The following is a 16,635-nucleotide window of genomic DNA, read 5'->3' as shown; positions in this document are numbered from 1 at the left end:
ATATCGAGGCCGCCTGTCACCCTCACGGATAAAGACGCCGGGCGAGCTGCTGGAACGTCCGGCCGCTCTCGTCCATCAGCGGATGCCGGCCGTCCCGCACCACCCACCGGCCCGCCACGGCGACCTCGCGCACCGCTCCCGCCGTCGCCCCGAAGACGATGCCCGGCAGCAGCGACGCGAGGCCCGCGCCCACCAGCGACGGGTGATGCAGATCCACCGTGAAGAAGTCCGCGGGCGCGCCCGGCGCCAACGCGCCCGTGTCCATCCCCAGGCTCCGCGCGCCCTGCACCGTGGCCATGTCGAAGAGCCGCGCCGCCAGCCCGTCCAACGTCCCCGTCCCCGGATCCAACACCGCGCGGCGCAGACGCACCAGGCGCAGGTGCTGCTCCAGCTGCCGCGCCTCCTCCAGCAGGTCCACGGTCGTCTGGCTGTCCGAACCGAAGCTCACGCGCGCCCCGGCCTTCACCAGCGCGTCCGCAGGCACGATGCCATCCCCCAGGTTACGCTCCGTGGACGGGCACGCGCACACCGTGGCCTCCGCGCGGCCCAGCAGCGCCACCTCGTCGTCCGTCAGGTGCACCCCGTGCACCGCCGTGAAGCGCGGCCCCAGCAGCCCCACGTCCGACACCAGCTCCACGGGACGGCGGCCGTGCTCCGCCAGGCACGCTTCAATCTCCTTGGGCTGCTCCGCCACGTGCATGTGGATGGGCATGACAGCGGGCGCGGCGCGGGCCACCTGCTCCAACCAGTCGCGCGACACCGCGCGCACGCTGTGCGGCGCGAGCCCCACGTTCACCCGTGCGTCGCCACGCACCGCCTGGGCCAGGTCCTGCGTGGTGGCGAGGAACGTGTCCACGTCCGCGTCGATGAAGCGGCGCTGGCGCGGGTTCGCCGGCACGTTGAAGCCCGCGCGCGCATAGCCCACCCGCAGCAGACAGATGCGCAGCCCCACGTCCGTCGCCGCGCGGATGACCGCGCGCGCCAGGGTGTTGCGGTCCGCGTAGGGCGTCCCGTCGGACTGGTGGTGCAGGTAGTGGAACTCGCCCACCGCGGTGATGCCCGCGAGCGCCATCTCCACGAACACCTGCCGGGAGGCGGCGTAGACCTCCTCGGGCGTGAGGGCTTCCGCGGCGCGGTACATCGCCTCGCGCCAGGACCAGAAGTCGTCCTGCCCCCGGCCGGACGCCACGTATTCGGTGCGCCCCCGGATGAGCCGCTGGAAGGCGTGCGAGTGGCCGTTGACGAGTCCCGGAAGCAACGCCCGGCCCGCGAGCCGCTCCACGCGCGCGCCCGGAGGCACCTTGTCGAGCACTCGGCCGTCCGCGCCCACCGCCAGCGCGCGGCCTTCGTGGAAACGCCCTTCCGCGAAGAGGAAGTCAGGTTGGTAGACTGTGATGTCGCTCACGCGCGGCAGCGTATGCCAGTTCCCGGCGGGGCGCGGAAGCAGCTCAGGCGCCCAGTTCAGCACCGTCCATGAGGGGCGCGCGGCCCTCCGCCCAGGGACGGGTGCGCACCGCGTCGCGGATCCACGTGCCGTGCCGCCGCTCGTCCTCGCGGTGCTGGTGGATGAGGGCCTTCACCTCCGGAGTCCACTCGAACTGGAGCGCCAGCTCATAGGCCCGGTCGAACAGCTCCTCGTTGCCGAGCATGGCCCACAGCGTGGCCTCCGTCCCCATCAGTCCCGTCATCGCCGTCAGGCTCTTCATCGCGGAGCCCTTCAGGTCGGGCCGCAGCGTCACCGGGTCCCCCCCGAAGTGGCGGATGAGCGTGTTGAGGTCCTGCACGTGCCGCAGGTGGTCCGCGCGGAAGCTGTTGAGGCGCTCGCGCACCAGCGCCGGCCCGATGCGCGCGATGGCGACGTCGTACGCGCCCACGGCGTCCGCGTCGAGCTGGGCCAGGCTGTGCAAGCGAGCCACTTCGGACTTGTCGGCCATCGGCGCCTCCTCCAGGTGAGTGAAACGCAGGTGAGTGAAACAGGCGGATGCGAAGGCCCAACCAATGTGGTGCGCCCTCCTCCCGGAACCAACCGCCTTTCCGCGCACCCACCCCTCCGCCGCCCCCAGGGCAGGCGGTCGGTCGCGAGCCCGTGCACGTCCATGGCCCCGGACAAGCAACCCCCACCTCCCCGGAGCGCCTGCCCTCCTGGTCCCTCGCCCGTCGGCATGGGGAATTGCGCCCCCACCCTCCTGTGCAGAGCGTTGGAGGGTGAAGACCTCCCAGACACAGAAGCGTCTGCGCCGCTACCGGATGAAGCGGGACTTCCACCGCACGCCGGAGCCCTCGCCGGACGTGGGCGCACCCAGCGAGAGCGCCCCCCGCTTCGTGGTGCACAAGCATGACGCCACCCGGTTGCACTACGACCTGCGCTTGGAGATCGGCGGCGTGCTGGTGAGCTGGGCCATCCCCAAGGGACCCAGCCAGGACCCCGCGGTGAAGCGGCTGGCGGTCCAGACGGAGGACCACCCGCGCTCCTACGCGGACTTCGAAGGCCACATCCCGGATGAACAGTACGGCGGGGGCGACTCGCTGCTCTGGGAGTCCGGCACCTTCGAGACGGTCCCACCCGGCGACGCCGAAGCCCAGTTGAAGCGTGGCCACCTGGAGGTCGTGCTCCACGGCGCGAAGCTGAACGGGCGCTGGCACCTGGTGCGCACCCGTCCCCGAAGCGGCAAGGCACAGTGGCTCTTCTTCAAGGCGAAGGATGCCTTCGCCCGCCCTGGCTCCGACATCACCGTGGAGCGCCCCGAGTCCGTGAAGAGCGGCCAGGTGCGCACGCAGGGGCCGCGCAAGCCCGGCGTGGCGCGCGCCAGGAAGGCCGTCCGCGCTCCCGCCAGGTCCGCCCGCGCGCCGGCGACGCCGGAGGCGCTGTTGAAGCGGGTGTGGCCTCCCATGCTCGCGCGGCTGGCCGTCTCCGACGAGGTGCACGACGAAACGCACGCCTACGAGGTGAAGTACGACGGCTTCCGCGCCATGTTCGCCTCCACGCACGGCAAGAGCGCCTTCCAGAGCCGCCGGGGCAACGACCTGTCGAGCCGCTTCCCCCGGCTCACCTCGTCACTGCGCGAGCTGCCCGCGCGCGACCTGGTGCTGGATGGGGAGATCGTGGCGCTCGACGCGAAGGGGCGCTCCAGCTTCCAGCTCCTCCAGCACGCGGAGGCGGACACGGAGCAGCGCCTCCGGGTGTTCGACCTGCCGTGGCTGGACGGCGAGGACCTGCGCCAGCGCCCCTATGGGGAACGCCGCGCCCGGCTCGAGAAGCTGATGGCGCACGCGGCGCTCCCGCTTCAGCTCTCCGAGAAGCTGGACCTGCCCTTGTCGCGGGCCCTCCTGGAAGCGCGCCGCAAGGGCTGGGAGGGCATCATCGCCAAGCGCAGGGACTCGCCCTACACCGGCACGCGCTCTGGCGACTGGTTGAAGCTGAAGGTGGTCGCGGGCCAGGAGGTCGTCATCCTCGGCTACCTGCCCATCAAGAACGCCCGGGCGAAGTCGGAGATCGGCGCGCTGCGCGTGGGCGTGCGCGGCCGGGGCGGCTACCACGACGTGGGCAAGGTTGGCACGGGCTACACCACCGAGGACCGCCGCGAGCTGCGCGGGCTGCTGGACGCCTCGCGCGTGAAGAAGTCCGCCGCCGTGGATGCGCCCGCGAACACGGACACCGTCTGGGTGAAGCCGAAGTACGTGGCCCAGGTGCGGTTCACCGAGTGGACGAAGGACGGCCGCCTGCGCCAACCCGTGTTCCAGGGCCTGCGCGGCGACAAGGTTCCCCAGGAGGTCGTGCGGGAACACCCCGCCCCCGTCGAAGGCTCGGCCCGCCGGGGCTCGCGTCGGGCTCCGGCGCGGGTCTCCGCTCGCACCACGACGAAGCCCGAACGCGAGGTGTCCGGGCGCGCCCCGCAGGTGCACCTCACGCACGGCGACCGCGTGCTGTTCCCCGGCGCCGGCCTGACGAAGGCGGATGTGTTCGCGTACTACCGGGACGTGGCACCGCTGCTGTTGCCCGTGCTCGCGGATCGTCCCCTGGCCCACCAGCAGTGGCCCGCGGGCATCGAGGCCCCGGGCTTCTTCCGCCATGAGCTGTCCGGCATCCCCCCGTGGCTGCCCACGCTGCGCGTGCGCCACGAAGCGAAGACGCTGCGCCACGTGAACGTGAAGAGCACGGCCGCGCTGCTGTGGCTGGCCAACCAGTCCGCGCTCACGCTGCACATGTGGCTGAGCCACGCGCCCCGGCTGGCGCAGCCGGACTTCGTGGTGTTCGACCTGGACCCCGGCGTCGGCGGTTGGAAGGACCTGGTGAAGGTGGCCAAGGCCCTGCACGCCCGCCTGGAGGAGCTGGGCCTGGAGTCCTTCCCGAAGACCTCCGGCAAGCGAGGCCTGCACGTGCTGGTGCCGCTGGCGCCGGGCCACACCTACGCGCGCACCCAGGCGTTCGCGGACGCGCGGGTGCGTGAGCTGGAGGAGGACCTGGGCGGCATCGCCACCACGAAGCGCTCCATCCGCGACCGCGAGGGCCGACTCTACCTGGACGCGGGCCAGAACGCGCGCGGCAAGACGGTGGTGGCGCCCTACTCGCTGCGCGCCGTGGAGGACGCGCCCTTCTCCGCGCCGCTCGCCTGGAGCGAGGTGAACGGCCGCCTGGACCCCCACCGCTTCCGCCTGAAGACGCTGAAGAAGCGCCTGGACGCGGTAGGAGACCTGTTCGCGCCCGCGCTCCGCGTGAAGCAGGTGCTGCCGGCGGAGTGAGTCGCCTGCTTCCGCGTCGCGCCCTGAACGGATGTCTCCCCGAAGGGCCCTGGCGCGTGCTAGTGCCCCCGGGCCATGTCGTCCGCACCCGCCGTGAGCCTCCCCGTGCAGTCCGCGCCGCGATGGAAGGTGTCCCTCGCCTACGCCACCTGCTTCATCCTCTGGGGCTCCACCTGGGCCGCGGTGAAGGTGGGGCTGGAGGACCTGCCACCGCTGCGCTTCGTGGGCACGCGCATGCTCGTGGCCGGGCTGGCGCTGCTGCCCTTCGCGCGCTCGCGCGGCGCGGCGCTGGGCAACGGCACCGGGTGGCGCATCGCGGGGCTGGGCGTGCTCCAGCTCGCGTTGCCCTTCGGGATGCTCTTCGTGGCGCAGCAGTGGATCCCGTCCAGTTGGGCCGCGCTCCTCTTCTCCACCTTCCCCGTGTGGCTGCTGGTGGTGGGGCGCGTGCTGGTTCCTGATCAGCTGCTCACCGGGCGCAAGCTCCTCGCCGCGGGCCTGGGCCTGACCGGCGTGGTGGCGCTCCAGCACCAGGAGCTCGCCTCGCTCAGCTTCTCCGGCATGGTGCTGCTCGGCTGCGCGATGACGCTGGGCGCGGCGGCGTCCGTGGCGGTGGCCAACGTGCTGGTGCGCCAGCACATGACGCACGTGCCGCCGCACCTGCTCACCATGGTGCAGTCCTTGAGCAGCGCGGTGCTGCTGCTGTCCGCCTCCGCGATGACCGAGTGGAATCAGCCGGCGCACTGGACCACGCGCTCGGTGAGCGCGCTCCTGTACCTGGCGCTGGGCGGGACGGTGCTCACCTACCAGTGCCTGTACTGGCTGCTGCCGCGCATCTCCCTGGCGGCCCTGGGCGCCATGGCCCTGCTGGACACGCTGGTGGCGGTGACGCTGGGCGTCGCGCTGCTGGGTGAGCCGCTCACGCCCGCACTGCTCGCGGGCGGCATGCTCATCCTCACCGCGGCGGCGCTCGCCAACCGCGGCGAGGCCCCGGAGGCGAAGGCGCCTCCGGAAGCGACCCCGGGGTGAAGCGCCGCCCCCGCGTCAGAAGGGCAGGGGCAGCGAGAACGCGGTGCCGTTCTGCGTGCCGGTGCGGTAGCTCTTCGGCGCGCCGATGACGACCGTCGGCGGCGAGCCTCCGCTGCCAGGGACGACCGCGATGGACTGACCGAGCGAGCTGCGCTCCGCGCCGTCGCCCACCACGAGCAGGAAGGGCGACAGCGGCCCCTGCGACTTCGTGCCGCCGGCGAAGAGGAACGCCGCGCCCTCGCCGTCCGAGGCCACCGACGCGCCCGGCGCGCCCACCCACAGGTCCGGCACCCCGTCGCCGTTCAGGTCCTTGCCGCCCGAGAGCGCCGTGCCAAAGGTCACCGCGCGGGCGCGGTACGTCAGGTTGGGCGGCGCCAGCGTGGCGCTCAACGCGTCCACCAGCACCTCACCCGCCGTGGGCCTGAGCCCGTTGAGCTTCGCGATGTCGAAGAGCAGCACCGCGGGCTGGCTCACGCCGTCCACGAGGTAGTTGTTGGCCGACACCGCGATGAAGTCCCGCGTGTCGCCCAGGAAGCGGCCCGCGCGCGTGGAGGCCACGCCCAGGTTCATCAGCGCGCGGCCCACCTCCGCGTCACCGGCGATGCGCACCATGGACGCCGCCGTGCGGCCTCCGCACCGGCTGCCGCCCGGGTCGTAGCCATAGAGGATGACCACGCCCGAGTGCGAGCCGTCCGAATAGCGCCACGCCACCTCGTCGCAGCCGTCCCCGTTCAGGTCGCCCAGGGCCGCGGGCGCGGAGGTCTGCGGCAGCGCGGTGGTGTTCCACTGGGTGGGGGGCCAGACGACGGGCGTGGACGGCCAGGAGTAGAGGGCGTCACAGGCCAGGGTGAGCTTCGCGAGCGAGGCGTCATCCGGCGCGCGGCCCAGGAACAGGTCGAAGCCGCGGTCGCGCAGCACGGCCACGTCCTGCTTGCCGTCGCCGTTGAAGTCGAAGCCGCCCACCACGTTGCGGCCCAGGGTGGTGCGCTTGCAGCGGGTCGCCGCCGGGTCGTCGCAGGTGGTGACGACGGACGGCGCGAACACGCGGTAGGCCGCCTTGAAGGTGCCGTCCGCCTGTCCCAGCGACACCAGGAAGCCGCCCAGCGTCTGCGTGCCCGCCAGCATGCACGCGTTCTGCACGTACGGATCCTTCTCCGACGCGGCGGACCCCGTGCCGGGGATGACCAGCGCGGTGGAGCCCGCCACCATGTCCGGCCGCCCGTCGCCGTTGAAGTCCGTGAAGGCCACGTCCACGCCCACGTTGCGGCCTCCCCACCAGGGCGAGCTGGCGCCCTCGCCGGACACCGTGGCCGTCCCGGGCGTGGCCGTGTCGAAGGTGTACGCGCGGCCCACGTTGAGGTCCGCGCCGTCGTTGTTGGGGCCGGGACCCGAGAAGCCCTGCGCGCCCACCAGCGCCATCACCTTGCCGTTGAGCCGGGCCAGCGCCACCCCTTCACCGAAGCGCTCCATGCTGGCCTTCGTCGTCACCTCCAGGCCGCTGCGCGTCCACTCGGACAGGCTCGCGCCCGCCTTCTGGTAGACGTCCACGCGGCCGGTGAAGGCGCCCGTGGCGGACGAGGCGCGGCCGGAGAAGCCCGCCAGCACCGTGCCCGACGGCAGCGTCCAGGCCGAGAGGCCCGCGCCCAGCACCTCCGCCTTCGCGGCGCCGCCCAGCGCCACGAGCGGCTTGTTCATCACCGTGTTCTTCGCCAGGGACGTCAGCGGGAACGCCAGCACCTTGCCCGCGTTGCCCAGCGTCTGCGTGCCCGCCGTCACCGACGCGTACGGCGCGCCCAGGAGCAGCTCCGGCCCCGCCGTTCCGTCCACGTCCATCACCGCCCAGCTGCGGGTCGCGGTGATGCCGCGCGCGTCGCCGTAGAAGCGCGCGTACGCGTCCGCCAGCGGCACCTTCACGGGCGCCGCCTGCGACGGGTCGTCCACCAGCGTCGCGCCCCGCAGGTCGAACAGGTAGGCCCCGCCCGCGTCCACCTGCGCCGCCACGCCGCCCTCCTTGCTCAGGTCCGGCGAGTCCGCCTTGTCCGCCATCACCAGCAGGAGCGGAGGCCGGCTGCCCTCGGCGGGGATCGCGCCCAGGCGCCAGGTGCCCTCGTTGCCCAGGACCTCCACGGCGGTGTTGGACGCCATCACGTACAGGTCCGGCGCGGAGCGGTAGCGCGCCCCGGTGGCGCGCGCGAAGTACACCGCCACGCCCATCTGCTGCCCGTCGGTGGTGCCGTCCGCCTTGTAGCGGGTCAGCTTGTGCAGCGACGCCAGGTCCGGGCGGCCGTCGTCGTTGAGGTCCGCGACCACGATGGCGCGGCCCAGCTCCGTGTTGCTGCGCAGCACGAACTTGCCGTCCACCAGCAGGTCCTGCCCGCCCAACCGCACCGCCGGCAGGTCCGGGACGGGCTGGTTCTTGGCGAGCAGGAAGATGTCGATCACCCCGCGCCGGCTGACGCCGGAGATGGTGGACAGGTCGCCCGCGGGCGAGCCCACGAACAGGTCCATGTCGCCGTCGCCGTCCGCGTCCGCGATGGCCAGACCCGTGCCGAACCCGCCTCGGCCCAGGCCGGTCAGCGCGGGCCGCAGCAGCGCGGGCGGCTGGCCCGACTTGAAGGTGTAGAGGTACACCGCGCCCGAGTCGCCGATGGTGACGTCCGCGCCCGGCGACGACACCGCCAGGTCCGCGCGCCCGTCCCCGTCCAGGTCGCCCGCGGCCAGCATGTCTCCGAAGAGCGCGCCCTCCGTCTCGCCCGTCAGCACCCAGGTGGGCTTCGAGGGCAGGCCGGACGCGCTGCCCTTGTAGATGAACACCGCGCCGCCCGTGGGGCGCGACAGCTCGCTCTCACGCTGGCCCACCGCCAGGTCCTGGATGCCGTCGCCGTCGAAGTCCGCGGTCACCATCGTGGCCGCGTCCGTCAGCCGGCCGTGCGCCAGCAGGGGCCGCTTCAGCTCATCCAGCACGCGCACCGCCACGGGGGCCACGTCGCCGGTGAAGGCGTCCTTCGCCTCCAGGGAGATGAGGCCGGAGGCGCCCGCCTCCACCACCACGCGCCCGTTCACCACCGAGCCGGGGCCGGACTTCTTCGTCCACACCACGCGGTCCGTGCCGCCCGCCGTGCCCAGCGGCGCGGACGCGCCCGACGGGAGGGCCAGGTACTGCGGGTCGCCCACCAGCTTCGCGGCCTTGCTCACGGTGTACTGGAGCACCGCCACGTCGCCGGACTTCGTGTCGCGCACGGTGAGGACGTCCTGCGCCTCCACCTGCCCCGCCGTGTAGAGGCCCGCGTCGGTGAGCGTGGCGCCGGAGCCGTTGCTGGTGAGCGTGAAGGACGCCGTGCCCACCAGCCCGTCGATGGCGATCTGGAAGGACGCGCCCGGCCGCAGCATGGCCCGCGCGGGCGCGACGCCGAAGCCCGCCAGCACCTTCACCCGCACGCTCGCGGTGCCGCCGCACTGGTCGTCCACCACCGTCAGCGTGTCGTCCGCCGGCGTGCGCCCCGCGACGAAGCGGTTGCCGCGCATGTCGCCAGAGGAGCCGCCCGCCTCCGCGCGGAAGGTGTAGTGGCCGCTGCCGCCACCCGCCGTCAGCGTGGCCACGCTCCCGGAGCGCACCGTCGTGGGCTCCGCCGACAGCGTCAGCGGAGCGAGGCCTTCACACGGGCCCACGTAGGGCAGGACCTCGGCGGGCCGCTGCCCGTCATCACAGGCCAGGGTCAACAGCGCGAGCAGGGGGGTCGCGCGGGCGAGACGTTTCATGGGGGTGCCTCGAAAAATGAAGTCACGAAGAGGGCGTCAGGGGAGCGCGCCGGACGACACCCACCGCTGGATGAGGGCGATGCCCTGCGGATCCAACGGCCCGTCCGCGGGCATGCGCAGGTCGCGCACCGCCGCGTTGATGAGCTGGGCGTTGGACTTCCACAGCTCGTACGTGTTGAGCGGACGGCCGGGGCTGGTCGTGTGGCACTTGGCGCAGCGGGCCTCGTGGATGGGGCGGATGTCGCGCGCGTAGCTGGGGGTGGTGGTGAGCGGCTGGTAGGTGAAGGGCACCTGCCGGAGCGCCTCCGAGCCGTCCGCGAAGCGGGACACCACACCCAACGTGTGCCCGCCCGGCGTCAGGCTGGCGAAGGAGAACGCCTTGAGCGTCTCATGGTCCGCCTCCAGGCCGCCCATGCTGTACGCGGGCCCGGTCGCCTCGAACTCCTGACCCTCCAGTTGGAAGACCACGCGCTGCGGGGCGGCGCCCGGCGGCAGGCGGGCCTGGACCACCAGCCCGTCCTCCACCACCAGCATGCCCTGGTGCATCCCCGTCACGCGCGGCACCGGCGCGCGGCTGACGGCCATCGCCGCGTCGGCCACGCGAATCCACGCGCAGCCCGTCTCATCCACCGCCAGGAGCGACAGCGCGCCGGTCGGCAGCCCCTCGGCGGAGCCCCAGAGGCCCTGGTCCGCGTCGAAGGTGAAGAGCTTGTCGCCCGCGCGGGCCCAGAGGTAGCGCCCCGCGCCCATCAGCTGATCCGGCAGCGACGGCAGCCCCACGGTGCTCCAGCCGTCGGCGTTCCGGCGCAGCACGCGGGTGCTGGTGAGCAGCCACACCTCACCGGCCTTGCCCGTGCCGGCGCCCAGCCCCGCGAGCGTCCGCACCGTCTCCCCGGTGCCCAGGGGCGCGTCCGTGCCGCGCACCTGATAGACGCCCGGCGCGGAGGCCACCACCACGTTCAGCTTGCCCTGGCGCGCGAACCACAGGCCCGGCAGGCCGTCCTCCGCGGGCGCGGCCGTCATCGTGGTGATGCCGCTGAGCGCCTGGCCCGACAGCTTCAGCGACGCGAGCACGCCGCCTTGAATCTGGTAGAGGCCCGTGGGGTGGGCGATCCACGCGGCGCCGTCCGCCGTCTGCGCGGTGGCGACGATGCCGGTGCCCAGCACCTCCTGCCACAAGGGTTCGATGAGCCAGCCCTGGTTCGCCAGGAACAGGCCGCTGTTCGTCTCCACCAGGGCGCTGTGCGGCCCCAGGCGGAAGGTGGCGCGCACCTGGCCCAGCGCGGCCTTGTTCTGCGGGTGCGGCTCCAGCGCGGCCCGCGAGCCATCCAGCCGCAGCCGCACGGCGCCGCCCGCCGCGGTGGCGAAGATGCCGCCGCCGGACTGGTCCGCGAAGCCAGGGGCCTCCGCCAGGGACTGGGACGCCGCGACCTGGGTGGCCGTGAACGCCGCGGGCTTCGCCGGGTCACTTCCCGGCGGGGCGTCATCGCCGCACGCGCAGAGCAGCACCGCGGCGCAGAGCAGGAACGAAGGGGGGAGGAAGCGCGCCACGGCGGGGGAACCGTGGCGCGGTGAGGGGCGCGAGGAGGGAGTGCTCATCAAGGTTCAGGCAAGGATGAACCGCAGCGGGTCCACCCGCGTGATGCTGTAGTCCAGCTTCGCCGAGGCCAGCACCGTGGCGATGATGTGCTCGGGGAAGATGTTGGAGCCGTTGGGGTCGTTGGCGCCCGTGCGCAGGTCCACCGTGCCCGGCGACATGCCGATGTCGCCGCTGCGGCCCACCACGAGGTTGTGCTTGATGCCCGCGCCCATCATCAGGCAGCTGTTGGACAGGTGGTGGTCACGGCCGCCCGTGGCGTTGATGGTGGGCGTGCGCGCGAACTCGCTGAACACCAGGATGGTGGTGTGGTCCATGAAGTTGCCGCCGCCAGGGTGCGACGTCTGGCGGAGATCATTCACCAACAGGTTCAGCGCGTCGAATCCCGCCCGCTGGTTGCTTGCCTGGGTGACCTGCGTGCCGAAGTGGGTGTCCAGGCCGCCGGCCAGGTTGATGGACACGCACTGGCTGATGCCCTTCTTCAGGGCGGTGGCCACCATGGCGGCGCGGCCCGCGGCGCTGTTGTACGGGTAGGCCTGGTTGTTGAGCCCGTAGAAGTCGCGCACGGTCTGGTTGGCCGCCAGGTTGAAGCGGAACGAGTCCGACAGCTTGTTCTCCATCACCGTCTGCATCTGGGTGCGGCTGCTCTCGTAGGCCGTGCCCACGCCCCGCGCGGTGAGCGCCTGCTCCTCGCAGCTGATGGGCATGCCGTTCAGGTCGATGAGGCTCTTCTCGATTTCGCTGTCCAGCTGCCGGGCCGCCACGGGCGGGTCCAGCGTGAGGACCAGGTCCGCCAGGCCGCTCACGCGCAGCGCGTTGGCGTAGCCGCCGTAGCGGTCGTTGTAGGACTCCACGCCCTGGGCGATGGACGGGATGGGCACCGTGGGCTTCATCTGGCCCACGATCTCCGTCGCGGTGGAGGAGCCGCGCGCCGCGCTGCCGATGGGCATCTTCCCGGTGAGGAAGTAGCGGTAGCCCACCTCGTGGGTGAGCGTGCTCATGTTGATGCCGCGCACCACCGTCATCAGGTCGTAGTGGTCCGACAGCGCGCCCACCGCGGGCCCGAAGGTCATCGTCGCGGGGCCGGCGCCCGGACGCTCCTTGGGGATGATGGGCGTCTGCTGGAAGCGCGAGTCGGTGGAGAGCAGGCTGTAGCCCGGCATGATGCGCGTCTCGCTGACGCGGTCCGCGGTGAACACCGCCGGGTCGCGCGGGTCGAACGCGAGCAGCTGATCCCACCCTCCGTTGAAATACACGAAGACGAAGCAGCGGTCGGGCGGCGCCAGGTTGGTCGCCTGGGCCACGGCCTTGAAGGGGATGCCTCCCAGCAGCAGGGAGCCCATGAAGCCGGCTCCAGCCTTGAGGAAGGTGCGGCGCTCGGGGCAGCAGAGGTCGTCTTGGGGCGTCTTCTTCATCGCAGGCACCGTCAAGGTCAGTAGGTGATGAAGCGCGAGTCCGTCAGCATGGCGATGCAGACCACCGCCAGCGCCTGGTCGCGCTTCTTGAGGGTTTCGGCACGGGCCGCGGCCTTGCGGAAGAACGTCGCGTAGCGCGACAGCTCCTCGCCGGACAGGGGCGCGCCCCAGAAGCGCGTGGACAGGTACACCAGCGTCTCGTTCACCTGCGCGTCCGTGAGCTTGGTCAGGTCGCTCATGGGCGTGGGCAGCGTGCGGCCCAGCGTGCGCAGGGCCACGTCCGTCTGCGCGATGTCCTTCTGCGCCTGGGCGATGCAGACCTTGCGCGCGCCGTCGTCCAGGAAGCGGGCGAAGACGAGGTTGGGCTCGGTGTTCTCCGTGGTGATGAGCGCGTAGTCGGCGCGGCCCAGCGACTGGGCGCGGGCCTCCAGCTCATCCCACTCCATGCCCACGGCGACCTTGATGGACTCCTTGAGCTGCGCGACGGTGAGGCGCCGGGGGGCGCGGCCCACGCTGCCGCCCTGGGCCTCCGGGTCCGGCAGCGGGTCGATGGGGGTGGAGTCCCCGTGCGGGTTGGGCACCGGATCCAGCTGGGCATCCAGCGGGACGGGCTTGGCGGGGGCGTCCACGGAGCCCTGGGTGCAGCCCGTGGCGAGCGCGAGCAGCGCGGTCAACAGTAGGCGGCGCATCAGTCGATCCTCCGGTACGCGTCGGACATCACCACCTGCTGGATGAGGCCCTTGAGGCTGTGGTTGTTCTTGGCGAAGTCCTGCGACAGCGTCTGCAGGTACAGCCGCTGCTCCTCGGCGGTCATCGCCCGGCCCAGGAACTCGTTCCAGATGCGCTTGACGGTGCAGCGCTCCAGGTCGCCCGTCTCCATCATCCGCTGCACGAGCGTCTGCGGACCGCCCTCGATGTTCTTCTCCTCGTCCGCGGTGCGGTAGAGGTAGGTCTTCAAGAGGCCCAGCGAGTTGGCGCCGTCGCCGTCGAAGGCCTGCATGACGTACTGGGTGCACTCGCCGCCGCAGTTGGTGTCACCGGCGATGGCGCAGTCGCGGCACTTCACGTCCAGGCGGGGGAACTGGTCCGGCGACAGGAACAGCGCGGAGCGCTCCGCGAAGCGACCCCAGTGCGCGCCCGTGGGCTCGATGGTGGCGTGGCAGTAGTTGCAGCCGCAGCGCTTGGCCAGGTTGTTCTCGCGGTTGCAGGCGTCCTCCGGGGGCGGCAGCGACGCGTCCGCGGCCGGGGCGAAGTGCTTGCAGAGGAAGGCCTCGTAGAACTCGTTCACGCGGGCGCGCTGCGTGGGGAAGCGGTAGAGGAACGCCGGGGTGGTGAGCACGCCGGAGTGGGTGGTGTCGCGGGTGTACTCGCTCCACTGGTTGGCGCTCGTGTACGTCACGGCGGGCAGCGTGGCGGTGTCCGCGGGGGACTTGATGCTGAAGACGCCCACGCCCTGGCGCTGGCGGAAGAACTCCGACAGCGTGCCGTTCACGAAGGAGCGGCGGGTGGTGAGGATGTTGAAGTAGGGCTCGTCGTTGCGCACCACGGCGTCCGTGATGAAGAGCGGCTCCTCGTTGAAGGCGGTGACGCGCGCGGTGTGCACCTCCGCGATTTCGCAGCGGCGCATCTTGTCGCCGCAGCCGCAGGTGCGGTCGCCGTTGAAGCGCGCCGTCTCACAGGACTCGCCGGTGTACGGGTTCGTCGCGCGGTTCTGCGCCTCCACGGCGCACACCTTCACGGTGTCCGTGGTGGTGGACCAGTAGGGCTGCACCGCCGTGTTGACGTAGCCCTCGCGCTGCACGCAGCCCTGCTGCGGCACCCACGTGCCGTTGATGCCGCTGCGCTGCGCCATGGTGAAGCCGCAGCGGTCCAACCGCTTCAGGCTGGGGTTCGTCTCCGGCGTCGGGTGCACCCACGCGGTGATGACGCCCGTGGCCGGCGAAGGCACCAGCACGTTGGTGGTGTTCTTGCTCGGGTCCGGCAGGCACAGGTAGCCCACGGACTTGTTGGCGCTGGAGAGGAAGCGGTTGTCGCAGAAGTTCACGTACTTGCCGTACGTCGCGTCGGCCTTCAGCGCGTTGCAGTCCGCGAACTTCAGCTCCGGCGCCGTGGAGTTCACGTCCAGCAGCCGGCACTGGTAGTAGTTCGGGTCGTAGTCGTAGCTGACCGGCAGCGGCACGCCCTGCGGGTCGCGGCAGTTGGGCGGCGTGGAGTTGTCCTGGTGCGCGTCCTGCGGCTTCGCCTTGCAGTTGTCCTGTTCAATCTCCCCGTCACAGCGCTGGCTCTGGCCGCCGCGCAGGCTGTTGGAGTTGTTGCCGGCGAAGCTCAGCGGCGTCCCGGAGACGCGGAAGTCGCCGTTGGCCTGCACGCTGGAGTTGATGTTGGAGCGCAGCAGCGCGCGGTGGAACTCGCGCATCCGGGCGTAGAAGGACTCGTCACCCATCATCTTGCGGACGTCATCCGCGGTGACGGAGCCCTTCGCCTGGAACGTCTTGTACTCCTCCATCGTCGGAGGACGTCCCAGCAAATCGAGAGAGAGCTGACGAAGGTGCCGCTCCAGGGGGACTTTCGCCACGGGCGCGCACACCGCTTCTTCAGCGGCTGCGGGCAGGGCGAGCAGGAGGGCGGCGCTCGCCAGGGGGGCAAGGCAACGCACGCTGAACACGGGAAACCTCCGAGAGGGGGGTCGGGGGTGACGCACTGGTGTTCGAGTATGAAGGAATTTCCGGTTTGAGATCCAGTTGACCTTACCGATTCCATTCGCCCGACATGTAGGCCCACGTGCGGCCGCCGTCGGAGGAGCGGTTGCAAGTGGACCCTGACGCGAGCCAGAAGGGGGGCATGTCCAACGCCGCTTCCGGGCTTTCCCCGTCGTCCTCCTCGGCCAGTGACCGCTCCTTCTTCATCGCCACGGGCGTGGTGTCCGCGGGGGCGCTGGCGCTCCTGGCGTGGCTGCTGCTCATCCGGCGTGGCGGCGCGGGGACGGCGGGCGTGGACCTGCGCTTCATGCCGGCGGTGAACGCGACCCTCAACGCGACGGCGGCGGCGTTGCTCCTGGGGGGCTGGGTGGCCATCAAGCGCGGCGCGCGGCGCGTGCACCAGAACCTGATGGTGAGCGCGTTCATCGCGTCCTCGCTGTTCCTGGTGGGCTACCTCGCGTACCACTTCGTGCACGGGGACACGCGCTACGTGGGCGACTTCCGGGGGCTGTACCTGACGCTGCTGGCCAGCCACGTGCTCCTGTCCATGCCAGTGCTGCCCATGGCGCTCGTGGCCTTCTACTTCTCCTGGCGGCAGCAGTTCGCCCGGCACCGCAAGGTGACGCGGTGGCTGGCGCCCATCTGGCTCTACGTGTCGGTGACGGGCGTGGTGGTGTTCTTCATGCTGCGCGGCGGCGTCCCCGCGGTGTCCTGAAGCGGCCCCGCGTCCCGCGTCAACCAGGCGGCGAAGCCATCGAAGGTGTCGCGGGCGCCCTGCACGACGGCCGCGTCGAAGGAGGAGGAGGCCGCCCGTTCGGACGCCTGGGTGAGGACGGCGCCGAAGGAGCGCCACATGGGCCCCACCTCCTCACCGTAGGCCCGGAAGAAGGCGAAGCTCCCCACGCGCGCGTCCGGGCCGAAGTGCCGCGTCAGGTGGCGCAGGATGAGCTGGCCCCCCAGCGTGGAGCCCTCCAGCACGTACGCGCACCCCAGCGCCTCGGGCAGCCCCGGCAGGGACGGCAGCGGGGAGGCGCGAGGCAGCCGCGCGAGCGAGCCCGCGTCGTGCCCCAGCGCCCGCAGGTCCTGCTCCAGGAGCGGCGTCTTCCAGCGCGCTGGCAGGTTCAGCGCGGGCTCCAGGGCTGACAGGGGCCCGGCGAGCAGCGCCTCCACCGGCAGGTAGAAGCCATGGAAGGACTCCAGCTGGCGCTGGTAGTCCGCAGGCGTCAGGTGCGCGTCCATCAGCCGCACCGCGCCCTCCGTGCGCTCGTGATGGGAGCGCGTCTCCGTCTTCAGTCGCCGCAACAGGTCCAAGGTCCCTCCGAGGATGGGACGCAGCGCGGCATCCGGAAACCCCCTTGACGGCGAATGTCGTCCGCTCAGCGGAGCCGGTCGTGCGCCG

11 protein-coding genes are annotated in these 16,635 nt (G+C 71.8%); 3 read left to right on the top strand and 8 right to left on the bottom strand.

The features are described 5' to 3' along the window. Positions 1 to 22: 22 nt before the first annotated feature. The gene (gene hutF, locus GTY96_RS00610) at positions 23 to 1,405 is read right to left on the bottom strand and encodes a formimidoylglutamate deiminase (RefSeq protein ID WP_161663594.1); all 1,383 of its coding nucleotides are present in this window, start codon (positions 1,403 to 1,405) and stop codon (positions 23 to 25) included. A 43-nt stretch (positions 1,406 to 1,448) separates the two neighbouring features. Further along, positions 1,449 to 1,934: a ferritin-like domain-containing protein gene (locus GTY96_RS00605; protein ID WP_143908067.1), complete on the bottom strand. Its 486-nt coding sequence runs from the start codon at positions 1,932 to 1,934 to the stop codon at positions 1,449 to 1,451. 271 nt (positions 1,935 to 2,205) lie between these two features. On the opposite strand from GTY96_RS00605, the gene ligD reads away from it, so the two are divergent. Beyond that, positions 2,206 to 4,740 carry a DNA ligase D gene (gene ligD / locus GTY96_RS00600; RefSeq protein ID WP_328700750.1) on the top strand — a complete coding sequence of 845 codons (2,535 nt, stop codon included), beginning with the start codon at positions 2,206 to 2,208 and terminating at the stop codon, positions 4,738 to 4,740. Positions 4,741 to 4,815: 75 nt separating this feature from the next. Next, positions 4,816 to 5,766 (top strand): DMT family transporter, encoded by a 951-nt coding sequence (locus GTY96_RS00595; protein ID WP_143908065.1) that lies wholly within the window; start codon positions 4,816 to 4,818, stop codon positions 5,764 to 5,766. Between the two features lie 15 nt (positions 5,767 to 5,781). On the opposite strand, the gene GTY96_RS00590 is transcribed toward GTY96_RS00595, so the two are convergent. Genes GTY96_RS00590 through GTY96_RS00570 form a run of 5 tightly spaced genes read right to left on the bottom strand, consistent with a single transcriptional unit; the run spans position 5,782 to position 15,043 of the window. Beyond that, on the bottom strand, positions 5,782 to 9,525 hold the full coding sequence (locus GTY96_RS00590) for an FG-GAP-like repeat-containing protein (protein WP_161663593.1): 3,744 nt from the start codon (positions 9,523 to 9,525) through the stop codon (positions 5,782 to 5,784). Positions 9,526 to 9,561: 36 nt separating this feature from the next. Beyond that, positions 9,562 to 11,076 (bottom strand): hypothetical protein, encoded by a 1,515-nt coding sequence (locus tag GTY96_RS00585; protein ID WP_328700749.1) that lies wholly within the window; start codon positions 11,074 to 11,076, stop codon positions 9,562 to 9,564. A gap of 54 nt (positions 11,077 to 11,130) precedes the next feature. Then, positions 11,131 to 12,537, bottom strand: coding sequence for a DUF1501 domain-containing protein (locus GTY96_RS00580; RefSeq protein WP_143908059.1), 1,407 nt, complete (start codon positions 12,535 to 12,537; stop codon positions 11,131 to 11,133). Positions 12,538 to 12,554: 17 nt separating this feature from the next. Further along, the gene (locus GTY96_RS00575) at positions 12,555 to 13,226 is read right to left on the bottom strand and encodes a hypothetical protein (RefSeq protein ID WP_143908057.1); all 672 of its coding nucleotides are present in this window, start codon (positions 13,224 to 13,226) and stop codon (positions 12,555 to 12,557) included. Then, positions 13,226 to 15,043, bottom strand: a complete 1,818-nt coding sequence (locus GTY96_RS00570; protein ID WP_235685366.1) for a DUF1585 domain-containing protein — start codon at positions 15,041 to 15,043, stop codon at positions 13,226 to 13,228. Before GTY96_RS00570 ends, GTY96_RS00575 begins: the two co-directional genes overlap by 1 nt. 335 nt (positions 15,044 to 15,378) lie before the next feature. Here GTY96_RS00570 and GTY96_RS00565 point away from each other — a divergent pair, with 335 nt between their 5' ends. After that, a complete protein-coding gene (locus GTY96_RS00565; protein ID WP_161663590.1) occupies positions 15,379 to 15,951 on the top strand; it encodes a DUF420 domain-containing protein in 573 nt (190 codons plus the stop codon). Here GTY96_RS00565 and GTY96_RS00560 read toward each other — a convergent pair. Beyond that, on the bottom strand, positions 15,885 to 16,547 hold the full coding sequence (locus tag GTY96_RS00560) for a biliverdin-producing heme oxygenase (RefSeq protein ID WP_235685272.1): 663 nt from the start codon (positions 16,545 to 16,547) through the stop codon (positions 15,885 to 15,887). The two genes, GTY96_RS00565 and GTY96_RS00560, sit on opposite strands and share 67 nt — an antisense overlap. Positions 16,548 to 16,635 lie beyond the last annotated feature (88 nt).

The organism is Corallococcus silvisoli, from assembly GCF_009909145.1.
Taxonomy (GTDB): domain Bacteria; phylum Myxococcota; class Myxococcia; order Myxococcales; family Myxococcaceae; genus Corallococcus; species Corallococcus silvisoli.
Note: the sequence above shows the minus strand (reverse complement) of the source record. Positions and strands in the feature narration are given on the sequence as shown.